Consider the following 2,071-nt stretch of genomic DNA (forward strand, 5'->3'; position numbering starts at 1 on the left):
TCCAACTGTTTCTCCCAAAGGTGTAACGTATTTGTACTGATCCCAAATAAAGCACATGCTTCTTTCTTAGCATGCCCTGATTGGACATAGTTAATAACACGTTTTCTAAAATCAATTCTGTAAGCCATAACTCTAGCATGACAAATACTAATTAAAAACTAAAGCACTATAATTGGTAATAAGATTGAACATATGGGGAATACTTCTAAAGAATTTTTAGAGACCATTGTAGAAGATGAACATTTTTTAGGGTATTTACCTAAAAAAGAATTGTTAGCTAAAAGTTTATTATTGGATAAGGATATTTTTGAGCAGCAAGAAAATATGTCCACTTCAGAGAAAACTAGAAATCAACAATTTTTCAATAATATCGAGTATTTGTTTAATAAGATACTTAATGTATTGTGTTGCTCATAATTTTAAAGAGGAGAAATATATGGAAAACAGATTTACAAATTTCAATAAAGTTAAAGAAGAAGTAAAGGGGTCAGACTACAAAACAGAGGTAGTTATGGAAGAAGAGAAGAAAAAAACATATTCTTTTACTTTATTGCCGTCTGAAAGACAGATGCTGAAGGAACTTGCAAATCAGTCAAGTATTCGAGTATCAGATTCACAATTTTTAGGAAGTATTATAAGAGAAAAGTACAATGAGAGATAATGGTAATTAATTTCAATTTTTGAAAGACCTTAAACTTCTTTTAGGAAATGTGATAAAAAAATCAAAATGACTACTTTAAAATTTTCATAGGGGTTTGGGGAAGTAATCCCCAAGAATTAAATATTATCAGCTCGCAAAAACCTAAAATTAAGAAAATTTTATTAGAAAGCTAAGGTCGTATATTATCCGAAGGTCAATTGATGTACGGTTAGGGAAAATTTATATATGGTGGATGAACTAAGGCTGTTTCGTAGAGAAATTAAACTTACTAGAACAGAGAAAATGAAACTAGATCGCATGGTACGAGAATCAAGAGCAAATAATTTTTCAGATTTTGTTCGTCAAAAGATATTAAAAATTTCCCCAAGAATTGAAGAAGTTGAATATGTTTTAGAAAAATACTTGAAGATAGAGATATTACGAGAAGTTCAAAGAATTTGTAGTAATTTGAATCGTATCACTCTTCAGGTAGAAGATGCTGATTATATTACCAGAGAACATATAGGAATTATTTTAACATGTGTTCAAGAATTAAATGCTGAAATTGATAAAGTTGTACCCTTGAGTAAAGAGTTTAGAGAAAAATATATGTAGCCGGTAAGAAAGGATTATTTTGTTTTTGATGGAGTATAGTGAACGGTTCTATTTGAAATAAAATATTCTTTATGATAAAATCAAATAGAAAACAAAGATGAAAACAAAGATGAAAATAAACGAGGAAACAAACATGACGATTTTAGCAGAGAAAACAAAAATAGTAAATTTTAGAGCAGAGCCAACATTAGCTGAAGAAGCAAAAGTGATTGCTGCAGAACACGGGACGAGTTTAGGGAAAATTTTACAACTTTTTTTGAAAAATATGGTAGCTACTGGTAAAGTAGATTTACTTTCTGAAGAAGAGTTAGAAAAAGAACGTCTTTTTAAAGACTTACAAGCAGAAGTAATGAACAATGTTAATGAGATGAATGCTGGTAACTATATGTCGCTTGATGAATTAGAGGAGAAACTTTTTGGATAAGTATCAGGTTATTGCTCCAAATGAGATATATGAGCAATTGAATGAAATTAGGACATATATTAGCGAAAAATTATTCAATCCATCTGCCGGTGATAAGGTTTTACGTGAAATTGTAAAGGGTTTAAGGAGCTTAGAAGTTTTTCCAGAACGCGGTTTTAATGCCGATGAGCGATTTGGGAAAGTAGTGAATCCAGGAGCAATTACTAGAGGACTTCCTCTGAAAAAAGAATATATCGTTCTATATGATATTGATAATGATAGCAAAATCGTTAATGTCCGCTACTTGTTATCTACTAAGAGTGACTATATAAAATTATTAAAGTGAGAAATTTGAAATAGAAAAGCGGTTGCTAAAAATAAAAAGAGCCTGAGACAAAAGTTCTTCTTAGCTC

Annotated in this window: 6 protein-coding genes; 5 read left to right on the forward strand and 1 reads right to left on the reverse strand. The window is 30.4% G+C overall.

Translation table 11 applies throughout. From position 1 onward, the window contains the following. Nucleotides 1–128: IS630 transposase-related protein (locus ACMZ6Z_RS09295; RefSeq protein WP_416132252.1), on the reverse strand; the 128-nt coding region annotated here is incomplete at its 3' end. Between the two features lie 64 nt (nucleotides 129–192). On the opposite strand from ACMZ6Z_RS09295, the gene ACMZ6Z_RS09300 reads away from it, so the two are divergent. From ACMZ6Z_RS09300 to ACMZ6Z_RS09320, 5 genes are all read left to right on the forward strand, one after another. Next, the gene (locus ACMZ6Z_RS09300; RefSeq protein WP_416132247.1) at nucleotides 193–417 is read left to right on the forward strand and encodes a hypothetical protein; all 225 of its coding nucleotides are present in this window, start codon (nucleotides 193–195) and stop codon (nucleotides 415–417) included. 19 nt (nucleotides 418–436) lie between these two features. Beyond that, nucleotides 437–661, forward strand: coding sequence for a hypothetical protein (locus ACMZ6Z_RS09305; RefSeq protein WP_416132248.1), 225 nt, complete (start codon nucleotides 437–439; stop codon nucleotides 659–661). Nucleotides 662–886: 225 nt separating this feature from the next. Next, nucleotides 887–1,255 carry a hypothetical protein gene (locus tag ACMZ6Z_RS09310; protein WP_416132249.1) on the forward strand — a complete coding sequence of 123 codons (369 nt, stop codon included), beginning with the start codon at nucleotides 887–889 and terminating at the stop codon, nucleotides 1,253–1,255. 133 nt (nucleotides 1,256–1,388) lie between these two features. Beyond that, nucleotides 1,389–1,679, forward strand: coding sequence for an XRE family transcriptional regulator (locus ACMZ6Z_RS09315; RefSeq protein ID WP_416132250.1), 291 nt, complete (start codon nucleotides 1,389–1,391; stop codon nucleotides 1,677–1,679). Continuing rightward, nucleotides 1,672–2,004, forward strand: coding sequence for a type II toxin-antitoxin system RelE/ParE family toxin (locus ACMZ6Z_RS09320; RefSeq protein ID WP_416132251.1), 333 nt, complete (start codon nucleotides 1,672–1,674; stop codon nucleotides 2,002–2,004). Before ACMZ6Z_RS09315 ends, ACMZ6Z_RS09320 begins: the two co-directional genes overlap by 8 nt. Nucleotides 2,005–2,071 lie beyond the last annotated feature (67 nt).

This window comes from Streptococcus pluranimalium (assembly GCF_047785705.1).
Classification (GTDB): domain Bacteria; phylum Bacillota; class Bacilli; order Lactobacillales; family Streptococcaceae; genus Streptococcus; species Streptococcus pluranimalium_A.